Source organism: Streptomyces sp. NBC_00224, from assembly GCF_041435195.1.
Classification (GTDB): domain Bacteria; phylum Actinomycetota; class Actinomycetes; order Streptomycetales; family Streptomycetaceae; genus Streptomyces.
Genome location: NZ_CP108106.1, coordinates 8,409,166 through 8,425,063 on the forward strand (window position 1 = coordinate 8,409,166; position 15,898 = coordinate 8,425,063).

Below are 15,898 nucleotides of genomic sequence, written 5' to 3' on the forward strand. Positions count from 1 at the left end.
CACGCTGGTACCGGCCATGGCCGGGGCTCAGTGGACCGGGAAACCGAAGGTGTAGCCCTGCTGCTTGAGCCGGGGGAGGAGACGGCGCAGGGCCTGGATGGTCTGGGTGCGGTCGCCGCCCGCGTCGTGGAAGAGGAGCGTCGGTCCGTTGGGCAGCTCTCGCTCGACGGTGGCGACGACAGCGTCCGTACCCGGACGCTCGAAGTCCTTGCTGTCGACGTTCCAGCCGAGCGGGCGCATGCCCCGGGAAGCGGCGAGGTTGCGGCTGTAGGGGGTGAAAGCCCCGCCGGGTGCCCGGTAGTACATCGGCCGTACGCCCCCGGACGCTTTGGTGATCATGCGTTCGGCGTCGAGTATCTGCTGCGACTGGTAGGTCTGGGACTTCTTGTCCATGGCGGTGTTGTGCGACACCGAGTGGTCGCACAGCCGGTGCCCGGCCGCGACCACTTTCTTTACGAGGTCCGGGTGGGCCTGCGCCTGCGTCCCCACCATGCAGAACGTGGCCTTCACCCCGTACTCGCGCAGCAGGTCGAGCACTTGAGGGGTCCACACGGGGTCGGGGCCGTCGTCGATGGTGATGTTGATGCCGCGCGTCCCCGCCTCCGAGGCATGCGCGATGGTCGCTGCGACCGGCTTGACGTCACTGCCCGGCGTGGCCGGTGCGGTCACCTCGGGCACCTCTGGTGACGAGTCGCCCCCGGTACCGGCCTGGGCGGTCCACACCGAGGCGCCGGTGGCGAGCATCGTCACCCCGAGCGCCGCCCCGGCCACCTTGCCGTACCAGCCCCGCCCGCCGCCATGCCGCACCATGTCCGCCCCATTTCGCGCAGTTCCTCGCCGATTCCCGGTCACCTTGCGACCACCTGGCAGGACGAGGCACGGCGGCCAGGGGATGCGTCTGTTACCGATCACGGACAATTCCGGGGGAGTTCGCGGACAACTCCCTACGAACAGCGGCCGGAACCATGCCGGTTGGCTCGATCGCGCCTCCTCCGGCACCGGCGCGCACCGGCGTGCGGGCCACCCGTACCGACTGCTCAAGACCGGGCCCTGACGGTCGCTCATGATGGGCAGCCGCACAACCCGTTCGTCGCGGCGCGCGCAGGAGCCAAAGGGGGCCGGTGCCTTGGGCGCGGGTCCGTGAAGCAGAAAGTCCGCTGCCCCCGGCGCGATACACCAGGGGCAGCGGACCTTCTCGGCACGGCGTCCGCGGGACAAGTCCCCGCCGAGCAAAGACCGGTCAGCGATGTCAGCGGTAGTAGATGGGCATGATGCGCTTGCTGTCGTCGCACCACACCTCGTGGTACCCGTTCGCCTGAGCCGTCGGAAGCTCCGACGCTTCGCACGCTGCCTTCGAGGGGTAAGCCTCGGCACCGACAGGGACCCAGCCGGCACCGGGAGGGCCGGCGGCGAACGCGGTGGTGCTGGTCAGCGGAACGGCGACCGCCGCCACACCGACAGCGAGACCGACACCGATACGAGTACGCCACGACTTCATAGGTATCTCCTTGACTGTCTTTCACGTTCTGAGCTGGTCACACTCAGAAATTGGGCGAACCCGCCCCACTCTGATGCGTCAGGCCCGCACTCCTCCAGAGACCCGGGGGCAGCCCCGCAGAACCGAACGGGCACAGAAGACTGTCCCGGCGTGCGCCAACAAAGTTCTACTGTCGTCAAATGAACGGGGTCATCACGTGTCGTCGTTGTCGGGTGAGTGCGGTCGGCGCAGGCCTTGGAGGAGTAGTTCGATCAGTCGGCGGGGGTCGTAGCGGGGGTCGCTGTCCCGTCCGATGCAGAGGTTGCCGACGCCGCGCATGAGTTCGTAGGGCTGGACGCCGGACTTGATGTCGCCGGCTTCGGCCGCGGCATCAAGCAGCTGGGCGCAGACCGGCATCAGGCGGTCGAGGAAGTGGGTGTGCAGTGCGGCGAAGCGGGCGCTGTCGGACTGCAGGGCGTCCGCGAGGCCGTGCTTGGTGACCAGGAAGTCGACGAAGAGGTCGATCCACCGGCGCAGCGCGTCGAACGGGGAGGCGGCGTCGGCCAGGAGGTTCGGGCCGGCCTCGGCGCATGCCTCGATCTGGTGGCGGTAGACGGCGGTGACGAGGTCCGCCCGGGTCGGGAAGTGGCGGCCGGTCATCCTCCTCTCGCACGGTCTCGGCTTCTCGAACCACCTCTCCTCGCTGAACGGCTACGCCCCTCTCGCGAACTTCTGGGCGGCACACGGCTTCGTCGTGATCCAGCCGACCCATCTGGACTCCAGGACGTTGAGCCTCGACCCCGACATGCCCGGGGCCGCAGCGCACTGGCGCACCCGGGTCGAGGACATGACGCGGATCCTCGACCAGCTCGATGTGATCGAGGCCGTCGTCCCGCAGCTTCTCGGGCGTCTCGACCGCAGTCGGGTCGCCGTGGCCGGGCACTCGATGGGCGGGCACACCGCGAGCCTGCTGCTGGGCGCCCGCCTCACCGATCCGCACGACGGTATCGAGGTCGACCTGGCCGATCCCCGGATCAAGGCAGGTGTGCTGCTCGCCGCGCCCGGCCGGGGCGGTGACGCCCTCACCGATTTCACCGTCGAGAACTACTCGTTCTTCCTGACCACCGACTTCTCCACGATGACGACGCCCACGCTCGTGGTCGCCGGTGACAAGGACGACTCCGCCTTCCTGACGGTCGCCGGCCCGGACTGGCACGCCGATCCGTACGTCCTCTCCCCGGGCCCCAAGTCACTGCTCACTCTCTTCGACGCGGAGCACGGGCTCGGTGGGGTCTCCGGATACGACGTCGCCGAGACCACGGACGAGAACCCCGAGCGGGTCGCCGCACTCGCGCGGCTCACCTGGGCCTATCTGCGCAGCGAGCTCTACCCGGAGGACTCCGCGTGGCAGGCCGCGCGTGATGTGCCGGCCGCCGGCCCCGACCTGCTCGGGCGGGTCGAATCCAAGTAGGCCAAGCAGACACCGTTTCCATGCCGGTCGAACGGCATGAGGGGGCCTCCTGCGTTCCGGGATGGGTTCTTACTGCTGCGCGAAGTGGTTTTCGAGCCAACTGAGCAGGGTCGCGAACGCCGGGGACATGGTGGTGTCGGACTGGGTGAGAACGGTCGAGCGGCCGTCGTCTTCCACCGTGATCGTGTAGCTCATCGCGTCTCGGGCGTGGTCGGGCCGTTCCGCTGTGGGCACCGGGACGGCCCCCGCGACCAGCCGGGCCAGCTCTGCTGAGGCGTTTTTGGGCAGGGTGTCGGTGTCCAGCACCTTGGGCGGGAGGCGGAGGTTGATCGCTGCCGCCTGCCCGCCGTGTGTCTCCAACGTCACCTTCATCGTCCCAACCTCCCGGCCCACGAAGCGGCGCTCTTTGCCGTCACGTTCGTCCGGGGGTTGGCCCGCATCGACCGCCGGGGGTCACTTTTTCCCCTTCAGCGTGGCCACGTCCTTGGCCAGCGCCGTCACCTGGGTGGTCAGTATCCCGATCTGCTTGGTCAAGGCCGCCAGGCCGTCCTGCCGACCCGTGCCGCCGTTCCGGTTGGCCGCGCGGCCACGTGTCCGGGCGGCCCCGGCCGGGACCCCGCTGATCTGGATTCCTACTTCCTGCCACGCAGCCAGCACAGCCAGCTGTTCGGCGCTGTCGGCCCCGAACTGTGCCTCGGCCTTCTGGTAGGTGGTGTCCGCGAAATCCTGGAACTGAGTTTCGACGGTGGAGGCCTTGAGCGCTTCGTACCAGATGAGTCCGGCGGCCTCCCACGCGAATCCGCCGATGCCCATCGCTGTGAGATAGAACGCCTTGTTCGGAATGCCGGAGTTGATGTGCACTCCGCCGTTGTCTCCTCTCTCGGTGTTCGGCAGGTGGGCGAACTGCCTCATGTGGTCGGGCTGCGGATCCTTGCCGAACAGGGCGTTGTCGTATGCCTGCCCCGGGGCCTTCAGCGATCGCAGGGCGTCGGCCTCGATCCCTGGGGTGAAGACCTCAGGTCCGATCAGCCAGTCCGCCTCCTCGACCGACTGCTTCAGCGACCACTGCTTGACCAGCGACCCGAAGACGTCCGAGATGGACTCGTTGAGTGCCCCGGGCTGATCGTGATAGGCGAGGCCCGCCGTATTCTCGGTGACTCCGTGCGTCAACTCGTGGGCGATCACGTCGAGGGATCCGGTGAAGTCGGTGAACACCTCTCCGTCTCCGTCGCCGAAGACCATCTGCTGCCCGTCCCAGAACGCGTTGTTGTACTTCGCGCTGAAGTGGACGTACCCGTCCAGACGCATCCCCCGGTCATCGATCGAATTCCGATTGAACACGTCGTGGTAGAAATCGTGCGTCGTGCCGAGGCCGACGAACGCCCGGTTGACGGAATCGTTTGCGGACGCCGGTCCGTCCTCCGACCGGGCCAGCACAGCCAAGGGAAGCGACCTGCCGTTTTGGCAGTCGAAGACGGTCCGTCGGCCGTTGCCGGGGGTGGCGGTGCCGGCGAAGGTCGCCCGCACGGCTCGCTCACCCCGCAACCCTGCGGTGGTCAGCAAGGTGTCCAAGGCTGCTTGGCGCACCTCGCTCGTTTCGCTTCTCAGGAGCTTTTCGAGGAGGACCGGGGGGATGATGCAATTGAGGCGGCAGGTCCTGGTCATCGGATACCTCGCGTAAAAGAGGAGCGGCGGTAGGGCCTCGCTCATCTGGTGTCTTGTGTGGGTTGTTCTTCGCTGTTCAGAACAACCACGCCCGCCTCGACTGGCTTGGTCACCGCGACATCGAACAAATCGTCCAGCTCGCCCTCGTGGATCGTGGGCGCCGGAGGCGCCGCGCGTCGAGGGCGCCGTACGGGGGCGCTCATCATCGGGAGCGACGGCGTTGCTGTGACCGGACGACCGCGTCTCACGCGCGGGACGACACCTGCGTGGAGGGCAAGGTACCTCCCTGCATGCCTGCTCAGCCGCGCAGCGAGCCCTTTCCGCCGACTGCGCCGTGCGCATGACCGCAGAGGTGCAAACCGTGTCTACTTCGAGTATCCAGTCGATGCCGCCGACGCGCACCCCGAGTGGGGCGCCGCTCTCCCACGATGACGCGGCCCGGTCGCCCTGACCGGCCTCGGCGAGCAACTTCACCGCGCGCTCCGTCACTTTGGAGATGATCTCGGTGGCGACGACGTCACCGCTGGGCCCTGGCACACAGGTGACCCGGACATCCTGATCGTCATTGGTGGAGGAGGCGTCAATGGTGGAGGAGTCGTCAGTGGTGGAGGAGAAAGAGCTCCCGCTCGCGCGACATCCTGACGTCTCACGTAGTCATGAGGGGTATGCACGAGGATCACGAAGCAAGTGAACGGGCGGGGACCGAGTGAAATCAGCACAGGAGGATGAGTACCTGGAGTTCGTGACCGCGAGGGCAAAGGCGCTGTACCGCTCGGCGTACGCACTCGCGGCCGGCGACACGCATCTTGCCGAGGACCTGGTCCAGGAGACGCTCAGCCGGGTGTATGTGCACTGGAGCCGGGTGGCCGGTGCGGACAGCCCGGCGGCCTACGCGCAGACGGTTCTGGTCCGTACCTTCCTCAGCCTGCGGCGTCGGCGCAGCACCGGCGAGCGCCCGATCGGGAACATGCCCGACAGCCCGGAGTCCGGCCCCGATGCCGCACTGCGGATCACCCTGCTGGACGCGCTCGGCCAACTGCCGCCCCGTGACCGGGCGGTGCTGCTGCTGCGCTACTGGGAGGGCCACAGCATCGAGGAGACCGCCCAGATGCTCAGGCTGAGCAGCAGCGCGGTCCGCTCGCAGGGCACCCGGGCACTCGGCAGGCTGCGTGCGCTGCTGGGCGAGAGCCTGTCCGATCTGGTTCCGCAGTGAGCACCGGTGCACGCAGGTCCATGCCGCCGCAACTCCCTCATCAGCGAAAGAGAAGTGATGCCACCATGCCGTTCGAAGCAGACCTCGCACATGCCCTGGACCGCACGACGGGCTCCCTCGAACCCGACCTCACCGCGCTCGTGAGCGGAGCCGTCCAGCGTGGGCGGAGCCGCCGGCGTCGGCGCGGCGCCGGCGTGCTGGCGGCCGGGGCCGGCGTCTGCGCGGTGATCGCGGCAGGCGGCGCGGTGATCCCCGGCGTGCTCGCCGGGACCCACTCCGCCGGGTCCGACATGGAGCCGGTGGCGCTGGCGATGCCCCGTTCCGCGATCACTGGCACCCAGATGGTCCGGGCCCTGGAACAGACGCTCCCCGGGGGCCGGTTCAGCCAGGTGACCGGACAGAGCAACAACCCCTCGGATCCATCCAACGGGAAGGTCGCCAACGGCGAACTGGTCGTCGACGACGGTCACGGCGCCGCCTTCGTCGGCGTCTCGGCCGTGCGGCTCAAGCTGCCGCTCAGGGATGGCGACGGGCTGAGCTGCGAACAGACGCCCGCGCGTGCCAAAGGCGACACCTGCACGCTGAGCGAGCTGCCGAACAGTGCCGCGATTCCCGGCGGGGCCGTGGTGATGTCGGAGCAGAATGCGGCCGAACACCCGGTCCGGGCGGACACCGCCCGCCGCTGGATGGTGACGGTGACCCTGAAGTCGACCGGCGCCCAGCTGCAGATGGTGCAGTGGAACAGCACCGGCGGCGGCAGTGGCTCCGACACACCGAAGCCGACCCGTGCCGCTCCGCCGCTCTCCGAGCAGCAGGCGGTGGCCGCACTCACCGGTGCCGCCTGGGCGCCGATCCTCGGCGCTGTCGGCTGAGCCGTCGCGACGCCGAAGGGGGTTGTGCCTACCGTCGGCCCCTGGACCCAGGCCCAGGGGCCGGACACCACTGAGCTTGATCCCCTCGTGCCTCGCGCCGCACCGGAGGCCGCCGACAGCTTCGCGCCGCCGCACCTGGGCCGATTCCATCGACGAGTACCGGCAACCGACGTACACCACCGTCCGTGGGGTCGCGAGTTCGCCACCGCAACGGCGAGAGGGCAGTCCTGACGCTCTGGCCTTATTGCGTTACGGGCAGGCACTCGGCGAGCAGGTCGACGATGTCGCGCCAGGCTCGCTGCGCGTGTTGTGGGTGGTAGCCGACGCCGGGGACCGTGGGGTGGTCGACCGGCGGGTGGTGGAAGGCGTGCAAGGCTCCGCCGTAGACCGCGAGGCGCCAGTCGACGCCCGCGGCCTGCATCTCGGCGGTGAACGCGTCCCGTTGCGCGGGCGGCATGATCGGGTCTTCCGACCCGACCCCGGCCCACACCGGGCAGCGAATGCGCGCCGCCTCGCCCGGTCGGCCCGTGGTCGTTGCGTTGACTGTCCCGATCGCGCGCAGGTTGACGCCATCGCGCCCGAGTTCCAGCCCGACGGCGCCCCCGGTGCCGTAGCCGACGGCGGCGATCCGGTCGGGGTCGGTCCGCGGTTCGGCGCGCAACACGTCGAGCGCCGCATGGCCGATGCCCCGCATCCGGTCGGGGTCCGCGAGCAGCGGCATGCAACGGGCCAGCATCTCCTCGGGGTCACCCAAATAGCGCCCGCCGTGAAGGTCGAAGGCCAGCGCTACGTATCCCAGCTCGGCGAGAGCATCGGCCCGGCGGCGCTCGACGTCGCTGAGCCCCATGCCCTCTGGTCCGATCAGGACCGCAGGCCGGCGGTCGACACCGGCGGGGAGCGCGAGGTGCCCAATCATCGTCAGGCCGTCGGCCGGGTATTCGACCGTGTGCGTGGTGACCATCGTCATGACTCTGGACTGTAGTGATCGTCGAGCCCGGTCGGGCCGGTCTTCACCCTCGGCTGAACAGCGCGGGTGTGGGCCCGTGGGCGGGCACTGTGGAGGCTCTGGTTCTTGGCGGAGCACATCGACACCGATACGAACCAGGCCGCCGGCCGTCGCCACGCCATTGAGGGAGCTCTGTCTGCAGTTCCATGGCCGAACTGTCGAAACAGCCGAACTCGTCCAGCCGGAGAAGAGCCACCTTGCCGTATTCGTACGGTCGACCGATTTGCGCACTCGATCGAGGGTTCTTCCGCTCTGGCGCCCGGTGTGCCCCGATGCTTGCAAGGAGGGCGTTGTGACCGGCGCCGTCCGGACGGGCAGCGGGTGGGGGAGATGGTGTGACGCAGGAAACGGGACGATGCAGGGGCCTGGACGGCCAGGCGCTGTTACTGGCAGCCGGGCTGGCTGATCTGGCGGTGAGCACGCTGGGCTCGGCCCTGGGAACGGTGCGGGGGTTGCTGCGCCGCTCGGACGCCGCGGAGCTGGCAGCGGAGGCCGAGCACGACCTCGTGGCGCGTGGGCGGCTGCTGCTGGACCGGTACGCGGCCGCGCCCCCGGCCCACTTGGAGGTCCTCGCCCGGCACGCCCTGGCTCGGAAGGCCGTCGATGACCTCTGACCGGTGGGATCCCACCGCGTTCAAGGCTCGCGTCGACGAGGTATTGCGCCGGTTCGTCGCTCAGGAGGCCGAGGAGTTCGCGGCGATCGATCCGGTCCTGGGGTCGGTGGCCGAGAGGCTGGAAGCGGCGGTCACGGAGGGCAAGCGGCTGAGGGCGGCGTTCTGCTACTGGGGCTGGCGTGCGGTGGGACAGCCGGACAGTGACGCGTTGGTGCGGGCGGCGGCCTCCATGGAGCTGGTGCACGCCGCCGCGGTCGTGCACGACGACCTCATCGACGACAGCCCGCTGCGGCACGGGCGGCCCACGGCCCAGGTCGCCCTGCGCGGTGCCGTGGGGCACTGCCCGGACGCCGATGCCGCCGCGTGTTCGCTGGCGATGCTGGTGGGTGACCTGCTGATGGCGCTGGCCGGGCAGCTCTTCGCCACCAGCGGTCTGCCCGCCGCGTATCTCGTCCGGGCCCGCCCGTTGTGGTCGGTGATGGCCCGTGAGCTGATCGCGGGCGAGTGCCTGGAGATCCTGCGTACCGGAGCCGGTCCGGACACCGAGGCGTCGTTGAAGGTGATCCGGTACAAGACCGCCAAGTACACCGTCGAGCAGCCCCTGTTGATCGGTGGCGCCCTGGCCGGGGCGGGCGCGCGGCTGCGCGAGGGCTACTCCGCGTACGGGCTGCCGCTGGGCGAGGCGTTCCAGCTGCGGGACGACCTGCTCGGCTTGTTCGGAGACCCGGAACGCACCGGCAAGGCCAATGCCGACGATGTACGCGGCCAGCGGCCCACGGCGCTGCTGGCAGAGACGTGGCGCCTCGCCGGCGACGGCGAGCGGGAGCTGCTGCGGGCCTTGCTGGGCCGGGGTGACCTGGACGGGGAGGGGCTGGACGCAGTGCGCGAGGTGATGCGTGGGCTCAGAGCACCCGACCGTATCGAGGACATGATCAGGGCACGGGTCGAGGAGGCTCTCGATGCCCTCCACGAGCTGGATGCGGCGGCGCACGCCGCCGCTGCCCTGACCACGCTGGCGCATTCGGCGGCGGTCCGCCTGTCCTGACTCTCGTACCGAGGCGGCGCGGAATCCGTGCCGTCCCCGGGCAACTGGCCCTCCCGCCGGCCGTGAACGATCCCGTGGAAGACGAGGAACCCTGCCATGACCTGTACCGAGGCATCGATGGACGCTCTGCGGGAGGCCGGTGACGAGCTCGCCGACGCCACCGTCGCCGCACTCTTCGAGCGCGGGGAAGTGGGCAAGTTCAACACCTTGATGCGCTACGTCTCCACCGCCGGCGCCCCGCTGCCGGAGGGGCTGCCCGACGTCGCGCGCGAGTACCTTGACGCCACCCGCGTACCGCCGGCCTGGGTGGACTGGTCGGAGATGGAGAAGGCCCGGCTGTTCTTCATCGACAACAACGTGCACATCTCCACCGCGCTGTCCTTCGCCTCCATGCCCGCCTGCTACGTCGTTCCGCACGTGGCGAAACTGCTGTCGGCCACCCACGGGCTGAAATACCCCTCCAAACGGATGGCGGAGACCGGTCAGTTCACCGTCTACCTGATGCAGCCCGACGCCTTCGAAGCCGGCAGCCACTTCATCCCCGCCGCCCAGAAGGTCCGCCTCCTGCACGCCTCCATCCGCCACCACCTCACCCGCGAGGGCCGCTGGGACGCCGAAACCCACGGGACGCCGATCTGTCAGGAGGACATGATCGGCGGGCAGATGTTCTTCTCCATGCTCGTACTGGACAGCCTGCACCGCCTCGGTATCCACATGTCGACGGAGGGCGCGGAAGCCTACTGCTACGCGTGGCGCGTCGTCGGTGCCATGCTCGGCGTCGACCAGGAAGCCGTCCCCAAGACCCTCGACGAGGCCCGCCAGTTCCTGGACCTGTACATGATCCGGCACATGGGGCCTTCCGCGGAGGGCGCGCACCTGACCCGGCAACTGATCGACCTGTACGAGGAAGTGGTGCCGGGAACCTTCTTCGACCCCATCGTCTCCGCCCTTATCCGCCACCTCGTCGGCGACACCTGCGCCGACTGGCTCCAGGTGCCGAGCACGCCGTGGGACACCGTCGTCAAGGCGCTTCCCCACCTCCTGGGCGTCCTGGAGAGCATCGAGGACCGCTCCCCGCTAGGAGCCTGGGCCCTGGACCGCCTCGGCCACCTCACCAGCGTCCTGGAACTGTCCTCCCTGACCCGGGGACGCGTCATGCACTACGCCATCCCCGAAACGCTCAAGAAGGACTACGGCATCGCCAGCGCGGTACCGCGCACCCACCGGTGGATCCCGCCGGCCGCCACCGTCTCCTGACGACCCATACGTGCCGGGGCGGGAGTGCTTGCTGCGCTTCCGCCGACCTGGAGGCCGTGCGCCGCCTTTCAGGCGTCTCCGGGGACGGTGACGCGAAGACCGGGTGCTTCCCTTCAGTCGGGGCGTGGTGAACTCGCGTCCCGCTCCGCTGCCTCGGCGACGCGCTTGATGTTCGCCAAGCGCCGGTCCCATTCGGTCGCGAGCGAGGCCATCCACCGTGCCGTCGTGTCCAACGCCGCGGGCCGCACCGCGTACCGCACCTCGCGTCCGACCCGGCCGCCGGACACCAGCCCGGCGGCGTCCAGGACGGCCAGGTGTTTGACCACCGCCTGCCGGGAGACGGGAAGTCGTTCGGCGAGCGTCGTGGCAGTGGCCTCGCCCTGCGCGGCGAGCAGGTCGAGCAGCTGCCGTCGGGTCGGGTCGGCCAGAGCGCCGAGGACGCTGTCGACGACCTCGGTGGCGCTGGGCCTTCCTTCCGTCACGTGGAGGCCTGTTCGGCGCGCGACTTGAGGGCGCCGAGTTCCAGGGGCCAGCCTTCGCTGTGGTCCTTGAGGTTCTGGCTGCGCAGTTCCTGGGACCCGGACAGCGCCGCGAACCCGCTCTCGACGACGCGGAGCCGCGTCTGGTCGCCTTCCTGGGTCAACGTGAACTCCACGAGGGTGCTGTTGTCCTCGCGCAGCTCTTCTCCGGGGAACGCACTGGTCCATCGGTATGCCAGGTACGTCGGTGGCTCGACCTTCTCCACGCGTACCGGGAAGTCGCCGTGCTCGGCGTTCTTCGCCACGAGCGACTCACCCTCCTTGGCCACGGTGCCGAGCAGGCTCGCTTTGTCGGCCACCCAGAACCCGGGTTGCGCCACCAGCGACCAGACCCGCTCCAGGGATGCCGCGATCAGGGTTTCGCGTTCGATCCGGTCCTCGCTCATGAGGGGCTCCTTCATCGTCACGATCGGATGCAACCCCAGAGTTGCACATCGAGGTCCGAGGTGCAACCCAAAGGTTGCACCTCGGGGTGGGGAAGGTGTGGCGCTCTGGAAGAGGCTGGTGTCGGCCACTCAGTCGAGACAGAACTCGTTGCCCTCGATGTCCTGCATCCCGAGGCACGACTCGTTGAAGCCATCGGCAAGCAGGAGTTGCCCGCGTACCGCGCCGAGCGCGACCAGTCGTGCGCATTCGGCCTCAAGTGCGGCCACGCGCTCTTCACCCACCAGCCCGGTGCCGACCCGCACGTCAAGATGCATCCGATTCTTGACGACCTTGCCTTCGGGGACGCGCTGGAAATACATTCGCGGGCCCACCCCGGAGGGATCCATGCAGACGAACCCTGCACCCTGACGCTCAGGCGGCAGCGAGCGATCGAACTCGTCCCAAGTAGCAAACCCCTCCGGCGGCGGCGGTACGACATACCCCAACACCTCACACCAGAAACGAGCGACACGCTCAGGTTCTGCGCAGTCGAAGGTGACTTGGAACTGCTTGATCGACGTCATCGGTCGATCATAGAGGCGGGGTCTTTCGTCCTCTCCGCGAGCCCGCCCCTGGCCAGGTTGTGGCGAGGAGGTCCTGGCGGACGTCGGGAACGTCGCATGCGCGCAGGTGAGTTGATGCTGGACCCTGCTTCATGAGTGCATCACCGCCGCAGCCGCTCGTCCCGAATATGCGCCAGCGGTACGGCGGTTGGCCCGCCTGCGCGGCAGCGACACACCGTCCGCGCGCATCACCAACACCGGCAACGGCCACGCCAGGTGGCTGCTGGTCGGGGCGGCCTGTCGTGGGCATCCCTCAGGCGGGAACCGGCTCGGACTCGGCGTACGGGCTGAGCATGGTGTCGAAGTAGCCCTCCGGGGCGTCCTCCAGGAATGTCGACAGATTCTCCAGGAAGGCGCGCAGCGGGGGTGTCGCGTTGTGCCGATCCAGGTCCTCCTGGGAGCGCCAGACCTCGTACAGGAAGAAGCGGCCGTCCTCGTGCTCGTGGAGGTGGTACTGCAGGTTGCCGGGCTCTTGCCGGGTGGGTTCCACAAAAGAGGAGAGGATGCGCCGGACCTCGTCCACGCGCTCCGGCCTGGGGCGCAGGAAACCGTAGAGGGCTATGGGGCGAGCTGTGTTCGTCGTGTTCGTCATGGCCCTCACGTTAAGATCTCACATCAATGTGAGGTTCAAGGGGTTGTGAGGAGCACCACATGAAGATCGGCGAGCTCGCCGCCACGACGGGCACCTCCGTCCGACTGCTGCGCTACTACGAAGAGCAGGGCCTCCTGGAGTCCTACCGCCTCAACAGCGGCCACCGCCGCTACGACGACAGCGCCCCCGTCGTGGTCCGGCGCATTCGCGCACTGTTGGACGCCGGCCTGCCGACCCGGGTCATCCGCGACCTGCAGCCGTGCATTCGCCAAGACGGCACGGTCGCCGAATGCCAGCTGGAGACCCTCCAAGAACACCTCCAGGGTCTGGACGACCGGATCTCCGCACTGTCGGAAACCCGTACCTCCCTGGCCGGGCTCATCTCCGCCACGCAGGCTAGCGAGCCGACACTCGTGTGAAACCGCCACCGCCACCGCGCGTGCGCGGTGGCGTCTACAGCCTCGGGGCGCTGTCGCCCGTGCGGCCTGAGCCCCGACCGTCTGCCCAACTCGCGTTGGTGAAGCCCCTTGACTGGCCCGCGAAGGCCAACTCGTTTGAGAGCGGCGCCACTTCGCATTCCCCATGCCTCCTGGCAGACCGGCAGGACGGAGTCGCTGGGGTGTGACCCCGCGAGAGCGCAGCGCCTCGGGTCGGCCCCGGACGCGCCCGGGGTCGGCTCACTATTGCGCCGACCCCGCCGCGAGGGCGTCCAGCTGCTCCTTCGACGATACGAGGCTGCCGGCTCGCAGGTCTTCCACCACCGCGCGCACCCATTCCAGCTCGGCGGTCGTCACGGCCCGCAGGTACTCGGTCTCCAGGCGGGTGATGCGCGGCAGTCCCTGCTCCGCCTCCGCGGCCATGGCCGCTTCCAGTCCGTCGAGCTTCTCCGCGAGTGCGTCGGCCCGCCGCTCCAGTACGTCCGCCATCTCTTCCGGCGTGAGCAGCAGCAGATTCGACAGGGCGGCAGGAAACTCCGGGAACTCCTGCTTGGGTGCGGAGAGCATCTCCTCCAGCCAGGCGCGGGCGGTCTCGCGTCCCGCGTCGGTGACTTCGTACACGGTCCGCTCGGGGTACTGCTGATCGCGCCCTGTCTCGCGGACCGCGATCAACCCGTCGCCATTGAGCCGCTCGATCGTGCGGTAGAGGCTCGCACGCTGCCTGACGTTGACGACCTGCTCCTTGCCCCAGTCCTTGACCAGCCGCTGGATGCCGTACGGGTGCAGCGGCTTGTAGTGCAGCAGAGCCAGAACGGTCAGGGCGAGGGGGGAGCTGCGGGGAGCGGATGCGGTCATGAACTCGATTTTAGCCCCGGAATAACTAGTTGACGAGAGACTAGTTTCACTGAAACTATCAAGTCGTCAACGCGACACCGCCCAGAGAGGAACCACCGAGATGTCCCTCACCGAGCGCATCCACTCCGACCATGGCCTCGTCAAACACCTGGGAAACTGGACCGAGGCCGGCCACTTCGAGATCAAGGCCCGCCACGGCGCTGCCGTCCTCGACCTCCGTTCCCCCGACCTCCCCGACGACGTCGAGATTCACCTCGACATGGACCGGGCCATGGTCAAGCTGCTCGTCGACGACGGCACCGCCATCGACCACTGGAACCTGAGGTGGACCGCCCGCGGCAAGATCAAGGACTCCCAGCCCCCATCCACCCGCGACGAGGCGGCCGGCCGCCGAATCCATCTGTCCGGCTCCGCGACGAACAGTGAGATCCGCATCCACCGCGGTGGCATCGCGATCCTGTCGGCGATGTTCTCCCGTGCGTACGTCCAGGACGTGCGCCGCGCACACAAGACCGGCGGCGTACCGACGATCGACGACCCCGCGAGGGGACACCAGTCATGACCCGTACAGGCAAAGCCCGCATCGGCAAAGCCCGCACCGCGCTGGTCATCGGCGGCGGTATCGCGGGTCCGGTCGCCGCGATGGCCCTCCGGCAGGCAGGTATCGACGCCACCGTCCACGAGGCGTACGACTCCACGGCCGATGGGGCCGGAGGCGGCATGACCATCGCCCCGAACGGCCAGAACGCCCTCGACGCGATCGGCGCCGGCGACATCGTCCGCGCCATCGGCACACCGGTCACCGCCATGGGGCTGAAGAGCTGGACGGGTAAGGAACTCGCGCAGTTCGCCCCGCCCTCCCGCCTCCCGCCCCTGCAGTTCGTCTGGCGCGCCGATCTCTACCGTGCGCTCTACGACGAGGCGGAGCGCCGCTCCATACCCATCCACCACGGCAAGCGGCTGACCGGGACGACGGACACCGGCTCCGGCGTCACCGCGCACTTCGCGGACGGTACGCAGGCGAACGCCGACATCCTCATCGGCGCCGACGGCATCCGCTCCACGGTCCGCTCCCTGATCGACCCGGCTGCTCCAGAGCCGAACTACGCCGGCCTGGTCTGCTTCGGGGCGCGGATGCACCAGTTAGGGATGCCCTCCACCAACGGCGTCATGTACATGTGCTTCGGCAAGCGCGCATTCTTCGGATACCAGGTCTTCGACGACACCTCGGCGGTGTGGTTCGTGAACCTACCCCACCGCCCCCCGATGACAGTCGCCGAGGCCCAGGCGATCGGCGCGGACGAGTGGATGAGCACCCTGCTGACCGCCTTCGCCGACGACCGCATCCCGGCCCGCGAGATGATCAGCCGTACCGACGTCGGCCAGCTCCTCATCACCGGCCCGATGGAGAACATGCCACGGGTCGCGACCTGGACCCGCGGCCGCATGACCCTGATCGGCGACGCGGCGCATGCCGCCTCGTCCAGCTCCGGGCAGGGCGCCTCCATCGCCGCCGAAAGCGCCGTCGAACTGGCGCGCTGCCTGCGGGACCTGCCCTACGACCAGGCTTTCGCGACGTACGAACAACTGCGCCGCCCCCGCGTGGAACGCATCATCAAGCTCGGCGCCCGCACGAACAGCAACAAGACCGCCGGTCCGGTCGGCCGTGTACTGCGCGATCTCGTGATGCCGGTGAGCATGAAGCTGATCAACCCGGAGAAGATGGCCTGGCAGTTCGACCACCACATCGACTGGGACGCGAAGGCAGCCCCGCTCACGTAACTCCAGCCCGTCCGCCGGGAACCGGCTGGTGCCCGCGCTCAGGCCCGGCACCGTGTCCCGGATGTCCTCATCGTCAGATCGAAA

19 protein-coding genes and 1 pseudogene are annotated in these 15,898 nt (G+C 68.8%); 9 read left to right on the forward strand and 11 right to left on the reverse strand.

What is annotated here, in order from left to right; genetic code table 11:
• Window positions 1-27: 27 nt before the first annotated feature.
• The 3 genes and pseudogenes from OG965_RS37610 to OG965_RS37620 all read right to left on the reverse strand — a co-directional run.
• Window positions 28-810 (reverse strand): polysaccharide deacetylase family protein, encoded by a 783-nt coding sequence (locus OG965_RS37610; RefSeq protein ID WP_371656567.1) that lies wholly within the window; start codon window positions 808-810, stop codon window positions 28-30.
• A 439-nt stretch (window positions 811-1,249) separates the two neighbouring features.
• Window positions 1,250-1,498, reverse strand: coding sequence for a hypothetical protein (locus OG965_RS37615; RefSeq protein WP_371656568.1), 249 nt, complete (start codon window positions 1,496-1,498; stop codon window positions 1,250-1,252).
• Between the two features lie 192 nt (window positions 1,499-1,690).
• Window positions 1,691-2,128, reverse strand: a pseudogene (locus OG965_RS37620) (TetR/AcrR family transcriptional regulator); the annotation flags it as partial.
• Here OG965_RS37620 and OG965_RS37625 point away from each other — a divergent pair.
• A complete protein-coding gene (locus tag OG965_RS37625; protein ID WP_371656569.1) occupies window positions 2,097-2,948 on the forward strand; it encodes an alpha/beta hydrolase family protein in 852 nt (283 codons plus the stop codon). The pseudogene OG965_RS37620 and the gene OG965_RS37625 sit on opposite strands and share 32 nt — an antisense overlap.
• A gap of 69 nt (window positions 2,949-3,017) precedes the next feature.
• Here the strand turns inward: OG965_RS37625 and OG965_RS37630 are convergent, their stop codons facing one another.
• Together OG965_RS37630 and OG965_RS37635 are read right to left on the reverse strand one after the other, a co-directional pair.
• Complete coding sequence (locus OG965_RS37630; protein ID WP_371656570.1) at window positions 3,018-3,320, reverse strand: protealysin inhibitor emfourin; 303 nt, start codon at window positions 3,318-3,320, stop codon at window positions 3,018-3,020.
• 81 nt (window positions 3,321-3,401) lie between these two features.
• Window positions 3,402-4,613 (reverse strand): M4 family metallopeptidase, encoded by a 1,212-nt coding sequence (locus OG965_RS37635; protein WP_371656571.1) that lies wholly within the window; start codon window positions 4,611-4,613, stop codon window positions 3,402-3,404.
• A gap of 706 nt (window positions 4,614-5,319) precedes the next feature.
• On the opposite strand from OG965_RS37635, the gene OG965_RS37640 reads away from it, so the two are divergent.
• Both OG965_RS37640 and OG965_RS37645 read left to right on the forward strand, forming a co-directional pair.
• Window positions 5,320-5,826 (forward strand): SigE family RNA polymerase sigma factor, encoded by a 507-nt coding sequence (locus OG965_RS37640; RefSeq protein ID WP_371656572.1) that lies wholly within the window; start codon window positions 5,320-5,322, stop codon window positions 5,824-5,826.
• Between the two features lie 65 nt (window positions 5,827-5,891).
• Entirely contained in the window at window positions 5,892-6,698 is an 807-nt protein-coding gene (locus OG965_RS37645; RefSeq protein ID WP_371656573.1) for a hypothetical protein, read from the forward strand.
• Window positions 6,699-6,939: 241 nt separating this feature from the next.
• Here OG965_RS37645 and OG965_RS37650 read toward each other — a convergent pair whose 3' ends face one another.
• Entirely contained in the window at window positions 6,940-7,665 is a 726-nt protein-coding gene (locus OG965_RS37650) for a dienelactone hydrolase family protein (RefSeq protein ID WP_371656574.1), read from the reverse strand.
• Window positions 7,666-8,039: 374 nt separating this feature from the next.
• On the opposite strand from OG965_RS37650, the gene OG965_RS37655 reads away from it, so the two are divergent.
• From OG965_RS37655 to OG965_RS37665, 3 genes are all read left to right on the forward strand, one after another.
• On the forward strand, window positions 8,040-8,318 hold the full coding sequence (locus OG965_RS37655; RefSeq protein WP_371656575.1) for a polyprenyl synthetase: 279 nt from the start codon (window positions 8,040-8,042) through the stop codon (window positions 8,316-8,318).
• A complete protein-coding gene (locus tag OG965_RS37660; RefSeq protein ID WP_371656576.1) occupies window positions 8,308-9,363 on the forward strand; it encodes a polyprenyl synthetase family protein in 1,056 nt (351 codons plus the stop codon). Before OG965_RS37655 ends, OG965_RS37660 begins: the two co-directional genes overlap by 11 nt.
• A 96-nt stretch (window positions 9,364-9,459) precedes the next feature.
• Window positions 9,460-10,620, forward strand: coding sequence for an oxygenase MpaB family protein (locus tag OG965_RS37665; protein ID WP_371656577.1), 1,161 nt, complete (start codon window positions 9,460-9,462; stop codon window positions 10,618-10,620).
• A 113-nt stretch (window positions 10,621-10,733) separates the two neighbouring features.
• Here the strand turns inward: OG965_RS37665 and OG965_RS37670 are convergent, their stop codons facing one another.
• The 4 genes from OG965_RS37670 to OG965_RS37685 all read right to left on the reverse strand — a co-directional run bounded on the left by OG965_RS37670 (window position 10,734) and on the right by OG965_RS37685 (window position 12,740).
• The gene (locus tag OG965_RS37670) at window positions 10,734-11,102 is read right to left on the reverse strand and encodes an ArsR/SmtB family transcription factor (protein WP_371656578.1); all 369 of its coding nucleotides are present in this window, start codon (window positions 11,100-11,102) and stop codon (window positions 10,734-10,736) included.
• The gene (locus tag OG965_RS37675; RefSeq protein WP_371656579.1) at window positions 11,099-11,545 is read right to left on the reverse strand and encodes an SRPBCC domain-containing protein; all 447 of its coding nucleotides are present in this window, start codon (window positions 11,543-11,545) and stop codon (window positions 11,099-11,101) included. The genes OG965_RS37670 and OG965_RS37675 overlap by 4 nt, the downstream gene beginning before the upstream one ends.
• Window positions 11,546-11,674: 129 nt before the next feature.
• Window positions 11,675-12,109 (reverse strand): VOC family protein, encoded by a 435-nt coding sequence (locus OG965_RS37680; protein ID WP_371656580.1) that lies wholly within the window; start codon window positions 12,107-12,109, stop codon window positions 11,675-11,677.
• A 292-nt stretch (window positions 12,110-12,401) separates the two neighbouring features.
• Window positions 12,402-12,740, reverse strand: coding sequence for a putative quinol monooxygenase (locus OG965_RS37685; protein WP_371656581.1), 339 nt, complete (start codon window positions 12,738-12,740; stop codon window positions 12,402-12,404).
• Between the two features lie 59 nt (window positions 12,741-12,799).
• On the opposite strand from OG965_RS37685, the gene OG965_RS37690 reads away from it, so the two are divergent.
• Window positions 12,800-13,159, forward strand: coding sequence for a MerR family transcriptional regulator (locus tag OG965_RS37690; protein WP_371656582.1), 360 nt, complete (start codon window positions 12,800-12,802; stop codon window positions 13,157-13,159).
• A 261-nt stretch (window positions 13,160-13,420) separates the two neighbouring features.
• Here the strand turns inward: OG965_RS37690 and OG965_RS37695 are convergent, their stop codons facing one another.
• Window positions 13,421-14,032, reverse strand: a complete 612-nt coding sequence (locus tag OG965_RS37695; RefSeq protein WP_371656583.1) for a PadR family transcriptional regulator — start codon at window positions 14,030-14,032, stop codon at window positions 13,421-13,423.
• A 100-nt stretch (window positions 14,033-14,132) separates the two neighbouring features.
• Between OG965_RS37695 and OG965_RS37700 the strand changes: the two genes are divergently transcribed.
• Together OG965_RS37700 and OG965_RS37705 are read left to right on the forward strand one after the other, a co-directional pair.
• Window positions 14,133-14,594 carry a hypothetical protein gene (locus OG965_RS37700; RefSeq protein ID WP_371656584.1) on the forward strand — a complete coding sequence of 154 codons (462 nt, stop codon included), beginning with the start codon at window positions 14,133-14,135 and terminating at the stop codon, window positions 14,592-14,594.
• Window positions 14,591-15,814, forward strand: coding sequence for an FAD-dependent oxidoreductase (locus OG965_RS37705; protein WP_371656585.1), 1,224 nt, complete (start codon window positions 14,591-14,593; stop codon window positions 15,812-15,814). The genes OG965_RS37700 and OG965_RS37705 overlap by 4 nt, the downstream gene beginning before the upstream one ends.
• Window positions 15,815-15,898: the final 84 nt, after the last annotated feature.